Here is a 22,622-nt window from a genome sequence, read left to right as displayed (position 1 = left end):
CCGGCCTTCCCTCCAGGGGGCGCTCCGCCACTCGCGCCCACAAGACACCCTGTTCATCCCGATCACCCAGAAGCTCACGGGCATAACCGACACCGCGGCCATCTGGACGCACCACCAAGTCACACCGCAGGTCCTGCTCAGCAGACCGCGCGGTCACATACGGCGCGACAATGCGGCCAGCCTGCAGTGCTCGAACCTCGGTCATCGTCACTCGGTTCTCTCGTGCTCGTCGTCGTCAATCCTGTGTTGTGCAACGGGTTTGGTCACCCCGCGCTGAGAGCTGCATTCGCCACCGTTGCGAAATCCGGAACCGACACGCCTGCTGGTCCTGCGAGCCATCGCAACCGGTGCTGCCCGAACCGACTCGGCGGAAGATCGACGCAGCGCCCGGCGCGGACGTGGTCGACGCCAAGTTCAGCGAGTTCCGGCCGAGCCGCACCCGTGTTCGGTGCGACGAGAAAGACCCAGCGAACGCCGTGGTCATCGGGCGACTCGAACAGTGGCACGGAGTCGGCGAGAGCCACGCGCACCCTCTCGCCGAGTGCCCTGGGCATGTCCAGCGCATCCACCCCGCGGCCGGACATCAGCCACACACCAGAGCGGTATACGCCAACGGCCCAGCCGTGCTCGTCCTGATAGGACTGAGCGGCGGCCTCGTACTCCGTCTGTGGACCCTCTCGCGTGCCGATGCCAAGACGAGTTGCGTTGTGGGCGAAGGACATTGGTCACCTCACGATTGCAGGTAGGAGAAGATGGGGAGCCAGTCGCGACGTCGGTGGCGGCAGCTCGTCCAGGCCGTCCAGCACGTCGCAGTGCGTTCCCGTAACCAGCCAGCACGCCTGAGGGCGACGGCCGTCGACCACCGACTCAACGAGGAAACGCCCGGCCTGGGCGTCCGTGTCCGACTTGACCCGCAGCACGTCGAGCCACTCGCTGTGGCAGAACGAATAGATCAGCTCCACCAGTTCATGTGGCGGGTCCAGTGAGCGGACAGCGTCGAAGGACCAGCCCCGCTCTTGGTGCAGATGCCGCAAGCGCTGCAGCTGCGTGATCACGCCGAGAGCGCAGGCGTTCACAGCTCGGTCCTCGACAAGGCATGACGGCCGTGGCCGGCGGGATGGAACAGGGCGATCTGGGCCTGCAGGAACACTCGGCACGGCACCCGCCGCCGTCGCCACCACCGACCCGCTCGGCGGCACTGTCGGCAAAAACCGTTCTCGTCCGGCGCATGCCCGCCGAACAGCGCGTCGAAGGCGTCGACGATCAACGGCAACTCACTGCGAGCGATGACCAGTGCGGCCTCGTCACCGCCGTCTGCGGCCACGTTCTTCACGGTCGCCAGGTAGCTCGTCACCTTGCGATGCAGCTCGTCGAATACCACGTCCATCACCCCGACACCCCTTCCGCTGAGCCTGGGGCACTTCTGCTTGGGCCGACGGGGCTGCAGGGGCGCTTCACCACCACGTGACGGCCGGCCCGTGCAAGGGGCCAGCAGCCCCGCCGGCATATGCAAGGTATAGCGTGCAGTCGCACGATAGACATAGCCCAATCGGGTCTAAGTCGTGCAACTGCACGAGTTTTATGCGCGCTAGGCTCACTGCATGGCAGCCGCACCAACTCGAGCCAAGAAGCGCCTCGGCCAGCACCTCGCGAACCTCCGCGATGCAGCCGGCAAGTCACTGCTGCACGCAGCGAAGGAGCTCAAGACCTCCGACAGCACCATCAGCCGGTACGAGTCGGGACATGTGCTGCCGAACTGGGCGAGCGTCGCCGCTCTGTGCACGTTCTACGGCGCCAGCGACCAAGACCGCGACGTCGCAGCCCGACTGTGGGAAGACGCGAGCGACGAGCCTCCGCGGGTGCGCCTGCCTGCGGGTTCGACGAAGGCGTTCCGCACGTTCATCCGAGCGGAACTCGAAGCCGACAAGGTGCGCACCGTTCAGTCGCTGGTCGTGCCTGGCCTGATCCAGGTGGAGCCCTACGCCCGTGCCATCCATACCGCCGCTCACCGGTTCTACAAACAGGACGCACGGCTCGACAGCTTCGTCACCTCACGCCTCAACCGGCAGAAACGTCTGGAGAACGGCGAACTGCAGCTTCACGCGCTGATCGACGAAGCTGTCATCGAGCGCGAGGTCGGCGGTCCAGACGTGATGGAGCAGCAGCTTCACCATCTGCTGACAGTGGGTGCACGAGCGAACGTGACCTTGCAGATCATCCCCAAGGCTGCTGGTGCCTACGGCAGCATGTCTGGGCCGTGCACGATCATCAGCTTCCCGAGTCCGGCCGATCCGTCGGGCGTCTACCTGGAATATCCGGCCGGAGGCGCGTGGGTGGACAATGAAGCTGACGTAGTCCGCTTCACCACCATGTTCGACGACGTGAGCCTCGTTGCGTTGTCGCCCACCGAGACGGCAGCGCGCATTGGCCGACAGATAGGGGCGCTCGGCAGACAATGAGCAGCAACTCCATGTGGCGCAAGAGCAGCTACTCGGGAGGAGGCGCCAACGAGTGTGTGGAACTTGCCGTCAGTATCAACGACATCGGTGTCCGCGACTCGAAGAATCCGGACGCGGAACCGCTGCGGTTCCAACGCGCGGCATTCCGCAGCTTCCTTGACGACCTCAAGGGCGGGGCAAGCTGCCCGCTGTAGCGACAAGTACTGACCTTTTAACCTCGTCATCGCATCTTGAGTTCGAGGGTGAGGATGGCGCGGGCGTAGTGGGTGACTCTGTGGGGGCTGACGCGGACTCGGGTGAGGACGCGCCAGTTCTTTAGGGTGGCGATGCCGCGTTCGACGAGGCAGTGGTTGGCGGAGTGGGCGCGGTTGGCGGCGGGCTGCCTGGGGTGAATTCGTCTTTGTAGCGGCGGTAAGGCAGGTGGACGTCGTCGGCGGCGCCGATGTAGCCGCGGTCGGCGACGAGCTGGAGTCCGGCGGTGTGGCAGGCGTGCAGGATGTTGTGGGTGCGGGCAGTGAGGTCGTAGACGGAGCCGGGTAGTCCGTCGGAGATCCAGGCGAGCCGGCCGTAGGGTCGGTGAGGACTGCAGGGTGATGCCGTGGGGGCGTGTTTTGACGCTGTGCAGGTTTCAGGCGGCAGCGAACGACGCGTCCGCCGATGCAGCTGACTGATCCCGGTGTGGAGGCCGTTGCCGTTCCGGCGGTGGGGTCGCCGAATTCTTGTCACCGCTGAAGCACTCGGCGGCCGTAGTTGTTGTCCGGAACGGAGTAGGCCTGTGCGGTTTGTCATCAACGGCGACGACTTCGAGTTAGACCAAGCGGCGGTGATCAATCGGCTACGTGGTCGGACGCCTGAGCCGATTCAGACTCACTGGGTCGAGGTCAACGGCGTGCGCTTCCCGGTGAAACAAGCCCTGGAGGCGGTGCTCGGTATCGGCCGTGCGACCTTCACATCCCAGGTTGCCCTGAATCAGTTCGCGAGGCTTGGATTCCTATCCAGCGCGAGAACCCAGTCGGCCTCAGATCTGCGGCCTGCGGCCGATCACCGACGGCCGCAGCCCACCGTCGAGGAGGCCAGTGCAGCCTTCGCCACCCTCGTAGCGTTCCTACGGGCCGCTCCGTTCACGATGAGCATCAACACACTTGAACACGCGCTGCTGGAGGCAGACAGCGGATCGGCGGCGAAGTTCACCACCGACGTTGGCTTGACGGAAGAACTTTTGAATGCGGCGCTGGTTGTACGTCGAGATGTCGGGCGAGTCAACGACGTCGTCCACGCGACGGTGATCGCACTGGCTTTGCCTGCAATCCTCGAAGAGGGCGAGGTCATCACCAATCGACCATCGCTGGGAGCAGGCAACGACCGGTCCCGCCCATTCGACCTGGAGACCAACCGCCGCATCGCAGAGTTCAAGGTCGCCCTGTGGTCCGGCGGCGACATGATGCGCAAGCGCGCTGTCACTGCCGATCTCGTCGACCTGGCGATGGACGAGTCGGGGCGTCGGCCTGAGCTGTGGCTGGCCGGGACTGAGCCCATACGTTTCCTGCGAACCAGCAGCAGCCCTCTGGGCAGCCTGCTGTCGCGATCATCGCGTCACCAACGTACTCGCTACGAGGCTCTGTACAGCAACGACCTTCCGTTGGCCACCTTTGTCGCCCAGCACGCCGCGCACGTCCACCTGCGTGACCTCGCCGAGGTTCTACCTGCCGTCGCGGCCCTTATGTAGCCCTCTCTGTGGTAGATCTCCTGTGGTGAGCGAGGTTGACGATCTGGGACTCGGCCGACTGCGCCGGGTGGCCAACATCCGCGACATCTGGAGCCATGAGGCAGTGGCCTTCACGCCCTGGCTGGCCAAGCACATCGACGTTCTCGGTGACGAGCTCGGTATGCAGCTGACCGTGGTCGCCACCGAGGTGCCCATCGGTGAGTTCCGGCTCGACATCCACGCAGAGGATGAGCAAGGTCGGCCGGTCGTCATCGAAAACCAGCTTGAACCAAGCGACCACAGTCATCTTGGTCAGCTCGTCGTTTATGCCAGCGGTCTCGGTGCTTCATCAGTGATCTGGGTAGCTACTCGATTGCGGGACGACCATCGCAGTGCTCTGGAGTGGCTCAACAACAGCACGCCTCCTGGCGTAGGTTTCTTCGGTATCGAGATCGAAGCGGTTCGGATCGGTGAGTCCTCACCAGCCCCCGTCTTCAACGTGGTGGTGCAGCCCAACGACTGGAGCAAAGCCGTGAAGCAGGCCGGCTCCGTGCCCGCCACCGCCCTCGCCGAGGTGCGCATGGTGTTTTTCGAGCGCGTGTTCGTGCTCTTGGCCACGAAATACTCCACGATCAAGACTCCGCGGGTACAGCCAGCAAACTGGGTGAGCTTCGCTTCTGGTCCTTTTGGTTATTACTCCTTATCGTTCAGTCGTTCTGGATACCGCATCGAGGTCTACCTCGATATGGGTGACAAAGAACTGACCAAAGCTCTGTTCGACCACTTTCATGGCAATCGCGCGGAACTCGAACAGGATCTGGGGCTGAAATTAAGCTGGGAGCGCCTGAATGAGCGGCGTGCTAGTCGGCTTGCTATCTACCGCGAGAACTTTGATCTGCACAATCCAGACGAAGTTGAGCAAGTGGCTCTCTGGACGGTGGATCAGGTCGCCAAACTGCATGGGAAACTCGATACACAGCTGCGGACACTTGCCAAAGAGATTCGGTCGCAACAGATCGGCGCCACGGCTGTGGATGAATCGCCACTCTCCGCCACGTAGTTGACGCGACCAGCCGCAACTTGAGCCAACCAGCTGACTTGCCTGGGTGATCAGTACAAGAGTTCCGCAGCCGAGCCAGGGAGTCGAAGGTGTCGTCCCGCGTCGGCCATCTGCTGCATGAGGCGGAAGCCTTCCTGCGCGCTGAGGTCGCTGGCGACCACCGCAGCGTTGACCAGGTCGATCGTTTCACGTGTGGTGATGCCCTGCAGGCGCGCGTAACGCAGAGCCTCCCGGTCGTCGGAGATCCACCACGAACCAGTGAAGTCGCGCCACTTCAGGATCACGAAGCAGGTCTCGGCTTCGCCGAGGTGTTTCGACGGTTCGTCGTCGGTGCCACCAAAAACGGCACGACGTATGGCGTTGACCTGTTGAATCTCGGATTCCTTGTCGATCTCGATCGGCTCACCTAGCCAGCCGTCGTTTGTGAGCGTGACGAGCGAGGGGAGGACGCGGGCGGATTTGGTGGCCTCGTACTCCACGGCCTTGGTCCACCTGCCGCGCCCGTCCAGCACCGACTTGAGCAGGTCGAGTCGGTCCACGGCGGCGAAGTTGCACAAGACCGTGTTGTCCGGGAACAGGAACTCGGTCATTGGGCATCAGGGGTTTCGTGTTCGGGCTCAAGTGCGTGCCGGAGTTCGTCGACGTCGACGCCGAGCAGGTTCGCGTAGGGGCGGAGCGTCGCCGCACCGGACTCGTAGGCCGCGTAGGTGTCACGGACGAGCAGTCCAGGCGGGCGTGGCGTGCCGGCTTCTGTGACTTGTCGCGCGAACTCCTCGCCACGGCCCGCCATGGCCGCTGCCTTGGCGCTGGTGATCACCTTGTAACGGTCGCAGGTTCCTGCGTCGATCAGTCGTAGGTGGAGCAAGCGATAGGCCAGTGCAGACGGGGTGACCATCAGGCCGCAGGCCAATGCCGCAAACGCTTGGTCGGTGAGCCCTCTCGATGGGACAGCGGTGCGGAGGAGGTTCTCGGGCATGAGGAACGCGGACGCGAACGCGTTGGCGCGCATCTCGCTGGGGTCCTTTGCCTGAGCTTTGTCGAAGACGTCCCGGTCGAGATGGATGTCTTGGTCGTCGCCAGCCAGAAGGTGGCCGAGTTCGTGTGCGAGGGTGAATCGTTGCCGCGCGGGAACGTGCGAAGCGGCCAGCACGACCAGCTTGACCTCGTCAGAGGAAACCGCCAGTCCGTCGAATCCGGTGCCGAGTTCGACGACGGCTACGTCGACGCCGAAGACGTCTTCGACGAGGGAGATCAGATTCTCGCGTTCGATCGATCGACCCGCCTGGGTGACACGTGCGAAAGCGTCCCGTGCCAAGCCTCGGCCCTGCTCGGCGTATCCACCTTTGCTGGGATCGTAGGTGTTCGGCTGCCACGGTTGGTGATAGCCGAGGAACGCGATGTCGTTGCGCAGCGCGGTATATCGCTTAGCCGCGTCGAGCGCGGCGCCCGCCTTGCCGCCTGTGGTCCTGGCGGCGATGGCGAGAGGCGGCTCCTCGCCGGTGATGAGCCAATCGACCGTGACATGACACAGCTCGGCGACACGGGCAAGATCGACAGAGGAGAACCGGCGGGCGCCGCTCAGCGACTTGGACATCTTCGACTCGTCGAGGCCGATTCGTTGTCCGAAGTCGCGGCGAGTCAGCCCGGACGCCTCAATCAGGCGCAGTACGCGCTCGGGAACACTGGACACTTGGCTCATCTAACTCCCGGCTTGCGATTTTCGCAAGCCGGGAGTTAGATGAGCTGTCTTAAGCGACGAGGGGATACGCACGTGACGATGGCAGCCGAGCGCGAGCAGCGTGATGACGCTGGAGCGCCGATGATGCCGCCAGTTCCGGAACCTGGTCAGGTCGTCAACGTCCGCGGATCGACATGGGCAGTGGCTGCAGTTCGGCAGCAAGGGTTGCCTCGTAGTCCCGCTGACGAGGGCGCCGCCGGCCTCACACACGTGGTGAGCCTTCAGTCGCTCGAGGAGGACCGGCTGGGTCAGGAGCTCACGGTCGTGTGGGAGCTGGAAGTCGGCCACACCGTTGCCCCCGATCAAGGCCTCCCCGAGAGGATCGATCCGGACGCGTTCGACGACCCCAACACGCTGGCGGCTTTCGTCGATGCCGTGCGCTGGGGTGCGGTGACGTCGGCCGACGCGAACTCGTACCAGGCCCCTTTCCGCAGTGGCGCGAACGTGGAGGCTTATCAGCTTGAGCCGCTTCGTCGAGCCCTGCAGTCCTCGCGGACGAACCTGCTGTTGGCTGATGACGTCGGTCTGGGCAAGACCATCGAGGCCGGTCTGGTGGTTCAGGAGCTACTGCTGCGGCACCGCGCCCGCTCCGTGGTGATCGTCTGCCCGCCGAGCTTGAGGCTGAAGTGGCAGGACGAGATGCGGGAGAAGTTCGGTCTGGACTTCGTCATCGTCGACAGCGAGCTGATGGCGACGGTACGGCGTAGCCACGGGCTAGCCGCGAACCCGTTCCGACTGTTTCCCAGAGTGATCGTCAGCATGTCGTGGTTGCCGACACTGCGCGCCCAAAGGTTGCTGCGTGACGTGTTCGCCGACGTCGCAGACACGGCCTCGGCTCGGCGCTTCGCCTTTGACGTCCTCGTGGTCGACGAGGCCCACCACGTCGCGCCGGCGAGCCCGACCGCCGCGCCTGGTCGGCGTGGTTACGCCGTGGACAGCCAGCGCACGACCGCCACGAAGGCGCTGGCGGAGAAGTGCGAGCACCGGCTGTTCCTCAGTGCAACCCCGCACAACGGTTACTCGGAGTCGTTCACGGCTCTGCTGGAAATGATCGACGGACGGCGCTTCAGCCGTGGCGCAAACCTTGACGAACAGGCATTGCGGGAAGTCGCCGTGCGGCGGCTGAAGACTGATCTGCCGGAGAAGGACTTCCGCAAACGAGAGCTCAAGCCGATCCTGTTCGCTCCCAGCGAGGACGAACAGCGCCAGTTCGCTCTGCTGGATCGAATTCTCAGCGACAGCGCACGCGCCAACGGCAAGGGGCGTTCCGGCGGCCTGGTGGCGATGCTGCTGAAGAAGCGTTTTCTGTCCAGCCCGTGGTCTTTCGCCCGCACGTTGGAGTTGTACGAGCACGCCGCGAGCACTGGTCGCCAACTGGATCTCGATGACGAGGAACAGTATTACGCCGAGGTGCTGGGCAGCGGCCAGTCCGACGAGGAAGAGGGCGAGGCCGAGCACCCTGAGTTCACCGCGCTGCGGCAGAGCAAGGGCTCCGACCCGCTGGTGACTGCCACGGGCCGTGAGATCGAGTCTCTGATCGAGTGGGGGTCTCGTTACGAGCATCGGCCGGATTCGCGGCTGAACGCGTTGATCAGGTTCCTGGACGCGATCTGCCGTCCGGATGGCAAGGCGTGGACCAATGAGCGGGTCGTTGTGTTCACAGAATACGCCGCCACGCTCGAGTGGATCACCGATGTGCTGACGCAGCGCGGGTATCGAGACGTGCTGGCCACGATCCAAGGCTCGACCCCGACCGAGGAACGAGAGCTGATTAGAGCGCAGTTCACCGAGGATCCCGCCAAGCAGCCGGTGCGCGTGCTCGTCGCGACAGACTCGGCGGGCGAGGGCATCGATCTGCAGGACCACTGCCACCGTTTGGTCAATTTCGACATCCCGTTCAACCCGTCCCGACTGGAACAGCGGATCGGCCGGATCGACCGGTACGGCCAGCAACACACGCCGGAGATCTACCGGTTCGTGCCCGAGTCCGACGACTCCCAGTACGCTCGAGACCTGCGGTTCCTGGTTGAACGCATCGCGGACAAGATCGGGACGGTCGCTGCAGATCTCGGCTCGGTCAACCAGGTGGTCGACTTCGAGGTGCGCAATCATTTCGACCCTGCGGCAGGTGGCCGCAAAGCGAAACCCACTGCGCCGGATGACGGCAACGCGGTCATCACTCGCGTGCTCGCTGGAGGCCTCGAGCTCAACCGCAGGCTTACTGAGTTGTCTCGCACGTACGACGAGCGCAAGGTTGAGATGCACCTGACGCCGGCCAATGCCCGCAGAGTGGTGGACACCGCGCTGGGGTTGACCGCCCAGCCTCCGCTGGTGGAAGACGTCTCTTTCGCTCAGGACACCGACGTGCCCGTGTTCACCGTGCCAGGACTGGGATCGGCGTGGCAGCCGACGCTACGCGGCCTCGACACCCGGCTCGAGCCCGGCAAGCCGCGACCGATCACCTTCGACGACAAGGCCGCGCAGGGGCGGCATGACCTCGTGCACATTCACCTCGGGCACGCGCTTATGCAGCGCGCCACCCGCGTATTGCGCAGCGCCTTGTTCGGCGTGGATTCGCCGGTTAATCGGGTAACCGCCGTTGTCGCCGAGGGCTTGCCGCAGTCGTGCGTGGCTGCTGTATCGCGGTTGGTCCTGGTCGGCCGTGGTGGCCTACGTCTGCACGAGGAGGTCTTCCTTACCGGCATCAGGGTGCACGGCAACACGATGTCCGAGGCGAAAGTGGAGGACGTGCTCGACGAGACCCTCGATGCAGAGAGTCTGTCTCTCGCAGGAGATGACGTCCGTGCAGCGCTGTCCGATCTATGGAACGCGGATGGTTCCCGCCTGCGAACCCGCCTGCTGACTGCTATGGCACGCAAGGCCGAGTCCCGCCAGGAGAAAGTCACCGAAGCGCTCCAGAAGCGGCGTGACTCCGACATCGCCAGGGTGCGCGAGATCTTCGGCGCGTTCCGGATCAACCTGCGTGACTCCCGCGATCGGTTGTCGCGGGAGATCCGCGCCGAGGAGGAGAAGCTGTTCACCGACGACCAGCAGGCACAGCGCCGCAGGGACCTCAGGGCGATGGAGGACCGACTGGCGAGCGTTGATGACGAGGAACAACGCGAGATTGCTGCGATCGGTGAGCGTTACCGCGACATCCGTCCGCATGTGTCGGCTGCAGCTGTCGTGTTCGCGTTGACTCCGTCTGACGCCGAGACTGGGAAGGTGCGGGCATGAACCGCAAGTCCGCACCCACCGGAGCCGACCTGCATCGCCGGTGGCTCGAACTCGTCGACACTGACGGGCCGTTTCTGGCAGTGCCGGCACTTAAGCGCGTCTGGCCGCAAGGCATGCCACGACCTGGCAAGGACGCGGTTGCGGCATTGAAAGATGCCAAGCTCGCGTTCGAGAAGGCTTGGGAGAACTGGGACAAGCGGCGGGACGACGCTGCCGCGCTCGACTTCTACCGTCAGGAACGCGACGTCTGGGTCGATGTCGTTCTACGGGACGTGCTCGGGTGGCGCGATTCCTACACCACTGCCATCTCGGCTGACGAGGTGCGATCCCCTGATCACGCCGTCACCGTGTGCGCGACAGGCGCGCTTGTGCACGGAGACGCGACTGGCGCGCTGGTCCTGGTGGTCGATCCGGTCGATTCCCTGCGTGACCCACTCAACGACGGGTGGGCGAACACGCCAGTCGACCGCATCGAGGAGCTGCTCCGTGTCAACGCCGTCCCGATCGGTCTCGTCACAGACGGCCGGTGGTGGGCGATCGTTAGCGCTCGCAAGGAGACCGTGGCCGCGTCTGGGGTCGTGGACGCGCAGACGTGGATCGACGAGCCACACACCCGTGACGCGTTCATCGAACTGCTCCAGCGACGCTATTTGATCGGTGGCAAGCTGGATGACCGGCTAACCGCGCTCTTTGGCGAGTCGGTCGCCGCTGCGGAGGAGATCACTGAGGCACTGGGCACCCAGGTCCGGCGGGCAGTCGAACTGCTTGTGCAGGCGCTATCAGAGGCCGCGCTGGGAGCAGACGGTTTCGACCCTTTGCCCGCCAAACGGGCAGAGGTGTACGAGGCCGCGGTGACGGTGATGATGCGTGTCGTGTTCCTGCTCTTCGCAGAGGAACGCAATCTGTTGCCTCAAGGCAACCTGTTCACCCTCGGGTACGGAATCAGCGAGGAACTGGACGCGCTTGACGCCCGTGCTCGCGAAGAAGGCAGCGAAGCGCTCGACGGCACTCATCTGACGTGGCACCGCCTGCTTGCGACCTCCCAGGCGCTATACCACGGAGCGTCCTTTGAGGACATCCGGCTTCCGTCCTACGGTGGCTCGCTGTTCGACTCCGGTCGATTCCCGTTCCTCACCGCGCGCGGGCCAGCGGGAACATTGGCGATCACCGTGTCCGACCGCGTGATGCTGGAGGTACTGCGCGCGGTTCAGTTCGCCAAGCTCAAGGGGCAGCCCGCACGGCGGATCTCGTTCCGGGACATCGACGTTGAGCAGATCGGCTACATCTATGAGGGCCTCCTTGGCTACTCGTGCGCCGAGGTCGACGAGGTGGTGATCGGGCTCATCGGCAAGGAGGGCGAGGAGCCAGAGATTCCTCTTGCGGTGCTTGAGTCGCTGGCGGTGGCCAAGCGAGGCGACGCCACGCTTGCAGACGCGATCCTGGCGTGGATCAAGGAGAACCAGCCCGCTGCCACCCCGCCATCGAGGACGACGTTGGCGAAGGCCATCCGGGAGAATGAGAAGGTTGAGGACGCCGAACGCGCACTTCGCGCCGTGACCTCGGACGCCGAGCTGCGTGACCGACTGCGGCCGTTCGCCGGGATCATCCGCCGTGACCTCCGCAACCGTCCTTTGGTCGTGGAACCCGGTGGAGTGCTGGTGGTCGAGACACCGTCGCGAGCGACAGCCGGCGCGCACTACACGCCCCGGTCGTTGGCCGAGGAAGTGGTTCGTCACGCACTGGAGCCACTCGTCTTCGACCCTGGTCCGCACCAGCAGGTCGGCGGTTGGGTACCTGTCTCCTCGGAGCGGATTCTCGACCTCAAGGTCGCGGACATTGCCTGCGGCTCAGGTGCGTTCCTTGTAGCGGCTGCCCGCTACTTGGCAGAGCGGCTGGTGGAGGCGTGGCAGCGCCAGGGCGAAGCGATCGGTACGCCACACGAGCAGATGACCCACGCGATTCGCACCGTGGTGGCGACGTGCCTTTACGGAGCCGACATCAATGACATGGCCGTGGAGATGTGCAAGTTGTCGCTCTGGCTGGTTTCACTGGACCAGAAGCTGCCGTTCTCCTTCGTGGACGACAAGATCCTGCACGGCAACTCTCTGCTCGGACTCACTGATACCAGACAGCTCAAATACCAGCACATTGACCCCGACGCTGTGCAGCAGGATCGGCTGTTCCAACTTGATGTGGATAGCACCTTGCGTCGGGCTGTGACATTGCGCCGCCAGCTCGCCAACGAGGTCAATGATGCTGATCCACAGCGTTCCGCGACCACCAAGCGACGCCAGTGGCGGGAGTATCGCCAACTGATCGCTGAACTGACTAACATCGGTGATGCAGTGATAGCGGCTGGACTTCGGCACGGAGGCAAGCCGGGCAAGAAGCTAAACACCGAGTACGCCAACCTCAGTTATGCAGTCAGTCTGGCGTACGAGCAGGCCGACCGCTCGATGCTTGAGGGAATTCTTGAGGCCGGCCTGACTCCGACAGTGCGAACCGACTATGACCGTTGGCGGCCGTTGCACTGGATCCTCATGATGCCGGACGTGATGGAGCGCGGAGGATTCGATGCCGTGATCGGCAACCCTCCATTTCTGGGGGGTCAGAAGCTCACGGGATCGATGGGGGTCAATCTTCGCAATTGGTTCGTCAATACTCTCGCTGCAGGAACCAAGGGTAGCGCAGACCTGGTCGGCTACTTCTTCCTGCGAGCCATGTCGTTGCTGAACTCGACTGGGAATCTAGGTCTGATCGCCACGAATAGTCTCGCGCAGGGAGCCACTCGCGAGGTTGGGCTTGACCGGATGACCGCAGATGGCTTCACAATCGTTCGGGCGATACAAAGTAAATCGTGGCCCTCTGCTAGTGTTAATCTTGAATATGCTGCCGTGTGGGGCAGTCGTCGAGCTATACCAGATGATCTGCCGCGCGTGGTCGATGACGTCGAGGTGCAGCGGATATCGACGCTGCTGGAAGCCGCCGGCCGCGTCGAAGGAAATCCAGTTCGGCTTGTTGAGAACGCCGAGATTGCATTTCAGGGCTGCATTGTTCTTGGTAAGGGATTCGTGCTTGAGTCCGCGGAAGCTGCTTCTTGGATCAAAGTTGATAACAAGAATAGTGAAGTGCTATTTCCGTATCTAAATGGTGACGACTTGAATTCTCGTCCTGACACCTCTCCTTCTCGCTGGGTCATCGACTTTGACGGTCGAACCGAGGATGAGGCTCGGAAGTATAGTCTTCCTTACGGAAGGCTATACGAGCAAGTCAGGAGTGATCGAGAAAAGAAAGAGAAATCCCTGGGGGAAATCCCGTGGTGGCTGTTCCTTAGGCCGCGCCCGGCAATGCGGAAGGCAATTGCCAAACTTGATGAAATGCTTGTAATTACTCGCCACAGCAGGGCTGTCATGCCTGCAAGAGTGCATAAGTGGCTGGTCCCGAGCGAGGCAACTGCTGTATTTGCGACGGATTCATTTGCGGATCAGGCAGTGTTGTCTTCAAGCTTGCATCAGATGTGGGCAATCAAGTATGGGTCTGGTATGCGGAACGATCCGCGCTACACTCCATCCGATGTATTTGAGACCTATCCACGTCCAGGACTGGTTGAGCCGCTGACGGAGATCGGGCGAGTACTGGACACTGAGCGGCGCGAGATCATGCTGCGGCGACAGTTGGGGCTGACCAAGCTTTACAACCTGGTCAATGATCCGGACATCACCGGCTCCGACGTGGACGTGGCTCGGATGCGGGAGATCCATGTCGAGCTCGATCAAGCCGTCATAGAAGCCTACGGCTGGGGAGACGTTCCGCTCGACCACGGTTTCTACACCTATCGGCAGATGACCCGGTGGACGGTCAGCCCGGCGGCACGAGTGGAGATTCTGGATCTGCTGCTGGAGGAGAACCACCGCCGGGCCGCAGTCCAGGGTGAGGCGCCGCCGCCGGCCGAGGATGAGGGGGATGACGAGTGAACGCCCCATCGGACCTGCACTACCGCCTGGAGCACGAGCCTGATGGGCGCTCGCTCACTGTGCGGGAGAACCTGGTCGACATCCTCGAACGGGAACTTCTCGGCCCCGCGAACGGCCCGGAGGAAATCCTCGACGGTGTGCCTGACGTGGCTTACCTGGTTGGGCGGATTGCGCCGGTGCGGCTCGCGTCCGGCCGACAGGACCCCTCGGACGCCGACGAAAGCGATGCCGCGACGGACGTGGGTGACGCGCTCGACGCCGAGGAAGGCCGCGGTGTGCCGGTTACTGCCGTGGACGAAAGCGGCGCCGGCGCTGACGAGGACAACGTCGAGGATGACCCGCAGAAGCGAGGTCTGATGATCCCGGCGTCGATGGGGTTGCGTTGCCAGATTCCAGGAGATCTGGCTGAGTTCACGGTGGTCGCATCGTGGGGACGATATGAACCTGTCAAGGAGAAGCGCGAGGACGGCGGGAGCGCGGTCCGCCGGTACAAGCGCATTCCCATCGAGATCACCAAAACGATCACTGTCGCCAAGCTTGATCCTGCGCACACTACGATGATCCACCTCAAGGACACCGTAGTGCTGCGTATCGACTGCTACGACGATGTCGAAGGCGGGAAGCGGCTGATTGAGGTGGCGCTATGCAACGACCGCGTGGCGCCGCGCAAGATCCCGGTGACTGCCTGGCTTTACCAAACCAAGCTGCTTGTCCAAGCGGGTGGTCAAGAGGTCTTCCTGCCGGTTGCAGATCGACTGACCGACACCCGCGAGGAGCGGGACGACGAGCTGCGACGGTTGAAGCTCCAGTACCGCGACCGGCTGGAGTTCGCGATCGGTCGCACCTGTTCGGTCGACTGGAAAGCATCAGAGCAGGCTCGCCGGGCCAGCGCCGTGTGGACGACCTGGCTGCCAACAGTGCAGACCCCGCAGACCACCGCGGAGGAGATTCGCGAGGCTCTGCTCGACATGCGGGTGCTTCAGAAGGCGAGCCGCGATGACTTGAGGGCCGGACTGGAGCCAATCGTCGTTGGGTATCGCACCTGGCTCGACGGCCAACTCGCCGAGGCTGAAGCTCTGCCTGAGCATCTGCGCGAGGACGGCGTCGAGCTCGTCCGCGAAGCACAGAAGGTGCAAAAGCAGCTCGCGGACGGCATCGAACACCTCCTGTCCGACGACGAGGCGTTGCGGTGCTTCCAGTTCATGAACCAGGTGATGGCTGACCAGCGCATCCAGTCGCAGGTGGCACAGCGCCGGGCCAAGAACCCAAGCGAGAGTATCGAGCAGGCGCGAACAGCGGTTCTCGCAGAGGGACCGAAGGCGCACTCTTGGCGCACGTTTCAGCTTGCCTTCGTGCTCATGCAACTCCCGATGTTGACCAACCCTGCAACGGAACGACGGTCCGGTAGGGATCCGAAGGCTCAACTTCTGTTCTTTCCCACCGGCGGTGGCAAGACCGAGGCGTACCTTGGGCTCGCCGCGTACGCGTTCGCCATCCGGCGACGCCAGGGTGTCGTGTCCACACCGGACGGGCCGCTCGACGGAAGTTCCGGTATCGCCGTGATGATGCGATACACGTTGCGGTTGCTCACGGCCCAGCAGTTCCAGCGCGCGACCGCATTGGTATGTGCCGCTGAGCTGGCGCGGCTGAATGACCAGGCCACCTGGGGGTCCGAGCCGTTCCGTATTGGACTTTGGGTCGGAACAGACGTGAGCCCGAAGCGCTTCGACGAGGCTGAAGCTCAGTTGACCCGGGCGAACGCCAGCGGAGGTGGCTACCGGCTGACCGTGTTGCAGATCCAACGTTGCCCTTGGTGCGGGCATCGGATCGGGCCAGGCGAGGTGAAGGCCAAGCCAGAGAACCGCCGAGTGCACGTGTACTGCGGAGACGAGTTGGCAGAGTGCCCGTTTGCTGCTGGTGGAGCGTCGGCTGATGGTCTGCCGGTGTTGACAGTGGACGAGGAGATCTACCGGCTTGCGCCCGCGTTCCTCATCGCGACGGTTGACAAGTTCGCGCGGCTTGCGCGTGAGGGCGAGGCGGCATCCCTGTTTGGATACGTGTCGCGGCGGTGTGACCGGCATGGGTTCGTTCACCCCGACTACAAGCACTGCGACATCAAGGACGGCAACAAACACCCGGCCAAGGACGGCCTACCTGCCGCTGCGGTGCGTCCGGCGAACCGCCTGCGGCCGCCGGATCTGGTCATCCAGGACGAGCTGCACCTGATCACAGGTGCACTCGGGACGACCGTAGGACTGTTCGAGGTCGCCGTAGACGTGCTGACTACGTGGCGAACGTCTGACGATCGACCGGTTCGTCCGTTGCTTGTCGCGTCGACGGCGACGGCACGCAACGCCGCGGATCAGGTCAAAGCGCTGTACGGACGGGACGTCACGATCTTCCCGCCACAGGTGCTCGACGCGGGCCGGACGTTCTTCTCCAAGGAAGAACCGATCTCCGAGGAGTTCCCGGGCCGGCGATACATCGGCCTGTCGACCACCGGTGTCCGCTTGACCACCGCCGAGATTCGGGTGGCGGAGGTGCTGATGGCGGCCGGGCAACTGCTGCTCGACCGATCTGGAGAGGCAGCCGACCCGTACCTGTCGTTGGTGGCGTACTTCAGTGCCACTCGTGAGCTGGCGGGTATGGCCCGGTACATGGGCGACGACATCCAGACCGCGCTCGCCAAGCGGCGACCGTGGTCGCTGCTTCCTAGCAGGACTGGCACTGATTTCGGCTCCCTTCACGTTGCCGAGCTCACCTCGCGGGTGGCCAGCGCTGACATCACTGCGACGCTGGACCAGATGGCCGTGAGCTTCGACCCGGTCTTCGATTCCACGGCGGGCAAGCGTGAACTGCGGGCGCTACGTGAAGCCAAGAAAACGGTGCCTTCACGCGAGGTCCATCCCTTTGATGCGGTGTTGGCCACGTCGATGCTCCAGGTAGGAGTAGATGTCACCCGGCTTGGACTGATGCTCGTGGTCGGCCAGCCGAAGAACACCGCCGAGTACATCCAGGCCTCCTCGCGCGTAGGCCGCGACGGCACACGTCCTGGCCTGGTCGTGTCGCTGGGCAACTGGGCACGGCCTCGTGACTTGGCGCATTTTGAGCAGTTCCGGCACTACCACGAGACTTTCTACGCACAGGTCGAGGCGCTGTCGGTCACGCCGTTCTCCGCAACATCGCTCGACCGCGGCCTGGACGGCGTGCTGGTCAGTGCCGCACGTGTGCTGCATGCGGCGCAGGTGCAAGGACTTTCCCCAGAGAGCAATGCGGGAGGCATCGACGGACAGCGTGACTTCGTCGTCGACATCATCGACACCCTGGTGAGCCGGGTGCTGCGTGCATCGAACGAGGATGCTGCACGCCGGGCGCGAGACCAATTGGTTAATCGGCTTGATCACTGGGAGAAGCGCCGCAAGTTTCTGGCTGACCATCGGAAGTCTCTGGTCTACGAGAAGGTCACCGATGAAACGCGGCATGACGCGCTGATGATGAGCGCGGAGAACGCCAAGTCGCGTGCGGGATCGAGGGACGCCCCACCGTTCGTGGTGGCCAACTCGATGCGGGAGGTTCAGCCAGAGATCAACCTGCTCGTGAGCCCTATCAAGGAGAACCTCGTCTACATCGCGCCGCCAGGAGCACCGCGATGGGAACCGCCCCAGGAGAACCCGTGACCGCCGACACCCGGTTCGTCTACGACGCCGCGACCGCCGTCGACCCGCTGGGCGACGTAGACCGCGAGGCTGAGAAGGCGACCAAGCACAACCGCGCGAAGGTCGGTTCGGGCCGACCTTCGTCTCTGCTCTACACGTACGGTCCCGGCGCGATCATGGACCTGCCGCAATTCACAATCATGCCGACCGGCCTCGATGATTGGGATCGGATCTGGCGCCGCCGCAACGGAATCCGACCGGTTCGGGCGCCCCGGCTGCGTGAGGTCGTTGCTAAGCTGCTGCGCTCCCGCGACGTGCAGTTGAGCCTCCATCCATGGCAGCCGAAGAAGATCAGCATGTCCACAGAGGGCAATGACCTGGGCGTGCCCGCACGTGTGTTCCCGCAGTGGCTCCGCTGCACGGGATGCGACATGCTGGGGACGGTTTCGCAGTTTGCCTACACCAACACTCACCCGTTCCGCCCCGACCTGGCCTGCTTTGAACACCCGAAGTGCACCGGTCGCACAGGCAACCGGACTCGGAAGCCGACTCGTCGCACCGCGGTCCCCGCCAGGTACCTGCTGGCTTGCGTCGACGGCCACCTCGACGAGTTCCCCTACGATGAGTGGGTGCATCACTGGAAGCCCTGCCCACAGGCAGAGTTCCCTGCACTGAAGATGGCCGATCGCATGGCAGGTAAAGGCGCATCGGCGATTATCGGATGCGGGTCCTGCGGCGCGCGGCGCCCCATGAACGAGGCTCAGGGCGAAGCAGGCAAGAGCAAGCTTCCGCACTGCCGGGGTCGTCATCCTCATCTCGACGCCTTCGAGCCGAATGGCTGTGCCAACGAGGCGCGACTCATCCTGGTGGGCGCCTCGAACCTGTGGTTTCCGGCGACACAGTCGATCATTGTGATGCCCGAGTCGCCGCAGGAGGAAACTGGGGATCTCGCAGCGCGAATCCGCGTGGCACTCGGCGAGAAGCTGGCCAAGTACGCAGACGACCTCGATACCCTGCGGGACGTGCTCGACGGCAAGGTAGATGTTGCCGAGGTGCCGGATGACAAGCTTGTCCAGGCCGTTGCCACCGCCATGGCTCCTCCCGAGTCAGCGGAGGAACTGGACGCGTGGGCCAAGCAATGGGATCCGGTGGACCTGCTCGTTCCTGAATGGCAACACCTTCTGAAGGATCCTCGAGGTCCGCGGGACGAAGATCCCGTGAGCGGACTGACCCTCTCCATCAGGGAACGCGGGCCTGGCCTACGGCCGGAGATCACCAGGGTGCTGGCGGTCGAACGGTTGCGCAAGGTCAACGCGTTGGTCGGATTTACCCGCATCGACGACATGGATCGTGTCGGCGATCTGCCCCAACGTCTGGCCCCGCTGACCAGAGCGCCACGGCCGGCGTGGACTGTGGCCACAGAGGACCGCGGCGAGGGCGTCTACCTCCAACTCGACGAGGCTGCCGTGGCGGCATGGGAGTCGCGGGTCGAAGCGACCAGCATCTGGCGGGACCATCGGGAAGCACATCGCCGCAACTTCTATCGTCGCTTCTCAGAGACCGCGACAATCGTAGATCCGGACACGCGGCTTCGGCCGCCGCGTTACTGGCTGATCCACACCTTTGCGCACGTTCTGATCCGGGAACTGGCCATGGAGTGCGGCTACTCCGCAGCAAGCCTGAGTGAGCGACTCTACGCCTGGCCGGCGTCCGACACACGCGAAGCGGCGGCTGGGCTGCTTATCTGCACGACCGCCTCCGACAGTGACGGCACGCTGGGCGGATTGGTGCAGTTGAGCGAACCCGATCGGCTGGAACGCGTTGTGTCAGGTGCGCTGTATCGAGCCAACCGATGTTCCTCAGACCCGATCTGTGCCATGCGGACCCCGCAGGATCCGGAGGATTTCCTGCACGGCGCTGCCTGTCACTGTTGTGTCATGGCATCGGAGACCTCGTGTGAGCGGGCCAATCGGTTTCTCGACCGGCGTTTCCTTGTCGATCTCCCTGGGAGTGGTCTTGGGTTCTTTGGTCGCGTCGATTAACCCCGACGCGGCGCGAGAACTGGGACAGCGGCTGACCGGCACGGAGGCAGGGCTCGTTGCAGACCGGCTAGCTGACGGCGACACCCTCACCAGCGCGCTGAAGGCCGTTGCCGCAGGAGATCGTGCAGCGGTTCGGGCATTGCTGGCGGATGGCTCTCAGTCCTCCCGCATCGCCGTTCTGCGGGCTATCGAAGGCGCACGGTCAACTCTTACCTCAGCGATTCCTTTGTGGACGATGCCAGGACACCTCGCGCGTAGCGGGCCGCTCACGGCTTCCGTGTCGCATCTGGTCGACGGCGCCCGGTACTCCATCACTTGCTCTACTTTCAATTTTCAGCGGTCCTCGGGACTGTGGCCAGCCCTGCGGCGGGCAGCCGTGCGGCCAGGACTGTCGTTGCGGGTTTACCTCGACGCAGCAGCTGCGAGACAGGGCGCACCGACCGCATTGGAGGTGGCCACACACCTTCGGCCAGCCGTCGTGATGAACACCAAGCAGTTCGACGGTGCCGACGTACGCAACCATGCCAAGTTCCTTGCGATCGACCACCGGTTCCTGCTGGTGACCAGCGCGAACTACTCGTGGAGCGCGGAACACGGCAATGTTGAGTTCGGCGTGCTCATCGATGATCGTAACCTCACCGAAGCCGTAGAACGTGAGCTCCGAGACGCCGAGCCTCTGCTCTATGAGCGAGTTTTCTTCACATGATTGCGAAGTTATCAGTTATGTTGAGTCGATCGGTGAATTTCAACGAGCGTCACTCGGTCGATAAGAGTCAGGTGGGGGCGTCGGATGGTGGATGGGGCAGAGCCGTGGGCGCACAACGAGATCGCTGGGTCCGTGTTTGGCGCCAGCCTTCAGGCCGGCGCAATCTACGGCGGGGTTCATATCCATGACTGGCGGAATGCCTCGATCGCGGAGGTCTTCACTGCCGCAGTCGAGCAGTTGTCGAGCGGCCACCCCTTAGTCCGGATTGCTGGTATGCGACTGCTGGAAAACCTCGGTCAGGAGTATCCGGGCTACCGGCAGGCCGTCATGCACGTACTGTGCGGCTGCCTGCGCGCCGCCAGCGATCATGCACCCTCCGGCGGCGACCTGGGAGTGTTGGAAACTGCGCAACGCGTCATCCTGAAGCACATGTCCCAGCCTCGCAGGGACCTGCGAGACGTCTTTTACGACATGCGCACACGTCGCGGAGGGTGGGATGACAGGGATGAGCAGTACTGGCCGGACGTGTCAGTTGACCTTAGTGGCGTAACTCTTACGGACTTCGATACGTCGGGGCGATGGATCAACGACGTGGACTTCAGTGGCGCGCGCTTCATCGGCAGCTTCGCGAAGTTTAGTCACACCTACTTCTCGGAGAGCCCGCGGTTCGACGGGGCTACCTTCGCCGTCCCCGCCGATTTCACACTTTGCTATTTCAATCGCGGTGCGTCTTTTGATGGTGTCCGGTTCGTCGCAGCCGCTACGTTTCGTGAAGCTTTTTTCACAGGTCCGTTCAAGAGTGATGGTCTTAGCTGCGATGGCACTATGGACACGGTAGGGATGCATTTCTCTTAGGTGAGCAGGGTGTGGTTGGTCTCCAGGTGTAGCGCTCGCCGATCAGCGGGCATTGAGGACCGACACGTCGGACTTCGTCGCTCGCCAGGTCAATAAGCGCGTGGTTGGCGCCTTGTCAAACCTGATTCTGATCGCCGGTGTGGTCGTGACCGGCATCGCCCTCTGGGCGGCCGATCTCGTTGGCAGCTCTGGGCTTGCGACGGTGCGAGTGGTTGAGAGCGGTCGAGGAGGCTACAAGGCCCTTCTCGTGCCACATGCGCAGCACCCTGCGGCCGTAGTTGTTGGTTCCTGCAGCACGGTCCAATTCTGCGCCGGTCGGCAATCGACCGTGCGCGGCTTGCGCACGGAAGTAGGCCCACATCCGTTGCTCGGCGGTCGGCTCTCCTGGCGGACGAGAACCGCCCGAGGCTGTAGCGAGTCGCACCACGCTGGCGGTCTCGTAGCCGTTCTCATCGTTCCCGATTCCAGTCTGATTCGTGGTTTCGGCGCGACGACGCTTCAGGGCGTGATTGAGCAGCTCGACTGCCAGCAGCAGCGCAAGTGGCGGACATGCCGCGACCGCCACGGCGAACACGCTCAACTCCGGGGCCGCGGCCACGTTGGCGCACAGCGAGAGCACGATACCGAACGCAAACGCCAGCCAAGCCTTCCAGCGTCCGCCGCCGTGACCGGTTTTCCACAGTTCGACCGTCGCTGTGGTCAACAAGCCGTCCACGATCAGTGGCCAGATCGCCGCGGTGGTTTCGTCCGCGCCGAACCGGAGCGCGAACTCGCGCCCATGTCGGTACGAGGCGTACGCCGCGCCGAGCGCGACAAGAGCCGTGCACGCGCACTGGACCCACAGCGAGCGATCGCGCCGGACGACGGCGGTCATCGCGCACCGCCGGCTCGACGCCGAGCCGCGACGGCTGCCGCAGCTGACACGGCGCACCCGTTGACGCAGGCGTGGACCTGGGAGCCGGTCACCGAGCGACCAACAGGCACCGAGGCAACATGGACCTGCATGAAGTTTGCTGCGCAAACCGGACAGGCCAAGCCGTCAGCTTGCAGGTCAGTCAGGCCGTAGATGATCTCGTTCGGATTCATCACGCTTCACCGCCAGCGCGACGGCGGCGGCCACGTGGGACCTCCACGGTGGCGGAAACCTGCAGTTCACGGCGGGTGCGGGAGTGTGTAGACGTTGTACGAGG

General features: G+C 63.6%; 16 protein-coding genes. 10 read left to right on the top strand and 6 right to left on the bottom strand.

Annotation, left to right across the window (positions count from 1 at the left end; translation table 11 throughout):
* Positions 1-725: 725 nt before the first annotated feature.
* Together DI276_RS38125 and DI276_RS38120 are read right to left on the bottom strand one after the other, a co-directional pair.
* A complete protein-coding gene (locus DI276_RS38125) occupies positions 726-1,076 on the bottom strand; it encodes a hypothetical protein (protein WP_112272856.1) in 351 nt (116 codons plus the stop codon).
* Complete coding sequence (locus tag DI276_RS38120; RefSeq protein ID WP_112272854.1) at positions 1,073-1,387, bottom strand: hypothetical protein; 315 nt, start codon at positions 1,385-1,387, stop codon at positions 1,073-1,075. The genes DI276_RS38125 and DI276_RS38120 overlap by 4 nt, the downstream gene beginning before the upstream one ends.
* Before the next feature lie 214 nt (positions 1,388-1,601).
* On the opposite strand from DI276_RS38120, the gene DI276_RS38115 reads away from it, so the two are divergent.
* Together DI276_RS38115 and DI276_RS38110 are read left to right on the top strand one after the other, a co-directional pair.
* Complete coding sequence (locus DI276_RS38115) at positions 1,602-2,459, top strand: helix-turn-helix domain-containing protein (protein WP_112272852.1); 858 nt, start codon at positions 1,602-1,604, stop codon at positions 2,457-2,459.
* A gap of 11 nt (positions 2,460-2,470) precedes the next feature.
* Positions 2,471-2,653 carry a DUF397 domain-containing protein gene (locus DI276_RS38110; RefSeq protein WP_198681167.1) on the top strand — a complete coding sequence of 61 codons (183 nt, stop codon included), beginning with the start codon at positions 2,471-2,473 and terminating at the stop codon, positions 2,651-2,653.
* A gap of 26 nt (positions 2,654-2,679) precedes the next feature.
* Here DI276_RS38110 and DI276_RS53510 read toward each other — a convergent pair whose 3' ends face one another.
* Complete coding sequence (locus DI276_RS53510; protein ID WP_408610620.1) at positions 2,680-2,853, bottom strand: transposase family protein; 174 nt, start codon at positions 2,851-2,853, stop codon at positions 2,680-2,682.
* A gap of 381 nt (positions 2,854-3,234) precedes the next feature.
* Here DI276_RS53510 and DI276_RS38100 point away from each other — a divergent pair, with 381 nt between their 5' ends.
* Both DI276_RS38100 and DI276_RS38095 read left to right on the top strand, forming a co-directional pair.
* Positions 3,235-4,185, top strand: coding sequence for a PE-PGRS family protein (locus DI276_RS38100; RefSeq protein ID WP_112272848.1), 951 nt, complete (start codon positions 3,235-3,237; stop codon positions 4,183-4,185).
* A 25-nt stretch (positions 4,186-4,210) separates the two neighbouring features.
* On the top strand, positions 4,211-5,224 hold the full coding sequence (locus DI276_RS38095; protein ID WP_157985206.1) for a DUF4268 domain-containing protein: 1,014 nt from the start codon (positions 4,211-4,213) through the stop codon (positions 5,222-5,224).
* A 50-nt stretch (positions 5,225-5,274) separates the two neighbouring features.
* On the opposite strand, the gene DI276_RS38090 is transcribed toward DI276_RS38095, so the two are convergent.
* Positions 5,275-5,703 (bottom strand): hypothetical protein, encoded by a 429-nt coding sequence (locus DI276_RS38090; protein ID WP_232837207.1) that lies wholly within the window; start codon positions 5,701-5,703, stop codon positions 5,275-5,277.
* A 107-nt stretch (positions 5,704-5,810) separates the two neighbouring features.
* Positions 5,811-6,923 (bottom strand): helix-turn-helix domain-containing protein, encoded by a 1,113-nt coding sequence (locus tag DI276_RS38085; RefSeq protein ID WP_112272842.1) that lies wholly within the window; start codon positions 6,921-6,923, stop codon positions 5,811-5,813.
* A 78-nt stretch (positions 6,924-7,001) separates the two neighbouring features.
* Here DI276_RS38085 and drmD point away from each other — a divergent pair, with 78 nt between their 5' ends.
* From drmD to DI276_RS38055, 6 genes are all read left to right on the top strand, one after another.
* Positions 7,002-10,199, top strand: a complete 3,198-nt coding sequence (drmD, locus tag DI276_RS38080; protein ID WP_112273440.1) for a DISARM system SNF2-like helicase DrmD — start codon at positions 7,002-7,004, stop codon at positions 10,197-10,199.
* Positions 10,196-14,173: an Eco57I restriction-modification methylase domain-containing protein gene (locus DI276_RS38075; protein WP_112272840.1), complete on the top strand. Its 3,978-nt coding sequence runs from the start codon at positions 10,196-10,198 to the stop codon at positions 14,171-14,173. Before drmD ends, DI276_RS38075 begins: the two co-directional genes overlap by 4 nt.
* Complete coding sequence (gene drmA, locus DI276_RS38070) at positions 14,170-17,850, top strand: DISARM system helicase DrmA (protein ID WP_112272838.1); 3,681 nt, start codon at positions 14,170-14,172, stop codon at positions 17,848-17,850. The genes DI276_RS38075 and drmA overlap by 4 nt, the downstream gene beginning before the upstream one ends.
* Positions 17,847-19,871, top strand: coding sequence for a DrmB family protein (drmB, locus tag DI276_RS38065; RefSeq protein ID WP_232837206.1), 2,025 nt, complete (start codon positions 17,847-17,849; stop codon positions 19,869-19,871). The genes drmA and drmB overlap by 4 nt, the downstream gene beginning before the upstream one ends.
* Positions 19,846-20,577, top strand: a complete 732-nt coding sequence (drmC, locus tag DI276_RS38060) for a DISARM system phospholipase D-like protein DrmC (RefSeq protein ID WP_232837205.1) — start codon at positions 19,846-19,848, stop codon at positions 20,575-20,577. The genes drmB and drmC overlap by 26 nt, the downstream gene beginning before the upstream one ends.
* Positions 20,578-20,709: 132 nt before the next feature.
* Positions 20,710-21,432 (top strand): pentapeptide repeat-containing protein, encoded by a 723-nt coding sequence (locus tag DI276_RS38055; protein ID WP_157985205.1) that lies wholly within the window; start codon positions 20,710-20,712, stop codon positions 21,430-21,432.
* A 115-nt stretch (positions 21,433-21,547) separates the two neighbouring features.
* On the opposite strand, the gene DI276_RS38050 is transcribed toward DI276_RS38055, so the two are convergent.
* The gene (locus DI276_RS38050; RefSeq protein ID WP_112272829.1) at positions 21,548-22,306 is read right to left on the bottom strand and encodes a DUF2637 domain-containing protein; all 759 of its coding nucleotides are present in this window, start codon (positions 22,304-22,306) and stop codon (positions 21,548-21,550) included.
* Between the last annotated feature and the right edge of the window lie 316 nt (positions 22,307-22,622).

Origin of the sequence: Lentzea terrae (assembly GCF_003265345.1) — a bacterium.
Taxonomy (GTDB): Bacteria; Actinomycetota; Actinomycetes; order Mycobacteriales; family Pseudonocardiaceae; genus Lentzea; species Lentzea terrae.
This window is presented reverse-complemented; position numbering and strand designations above follow the sequence as displayed.